A 304-nucleotide genomic window follows, 5' to 3' on the forward strand; every position below is an offset into this window, starting at 1 on the left:
TGCCGCGGCGTTGTTGGCCGACTCCGGACCCGCCACGCCTTCGATCGCGCCCTTGCCGAATTCATGCGCGTACTTCGAGGTCTTCTTCTCGAGCGAGTAGGCCGCGAACGAAGCCAGTGCAGCGCCTCCCCCCGGAAGAATGCCCAATGCCGAACCGAGCAGCGTGCCACGTAGAATGGCTGGGATCATGCGCCTGAAGTCTTCCTTTGTCGGGAAAAGATTGGTCACGTGATCCGTGAAGGTCTCTCGATCCTCCTTCTGCTCGAGGTTCGCGATGATTTCCGCGAAGCCGAACACACCCATC

At 60.5% G+C, this 304-nt stretch carries 1 protein-coding gene; it reads right to left on the reverse strand.

The annotated features are described in order from the left end of the window. The coding region (locus AAHB16_RS32695) for a tripartite tricarboxylate transporter permease (RefSeq protein ID WP_342052936.1) at positions 1-304 on the reverse strand (304 nt) is incomplete at both ends.

It is taken from the genome of Cupriavidus sp. OTU4054 (assembly GCF_038440175.1).
Lineage (GTDB): Bacteria > Pseudomonadota > Gammaproteobacteria > Burkholderiales > Burkholderiaceae > Cupriavidus > Cupriavidus pauculus_D.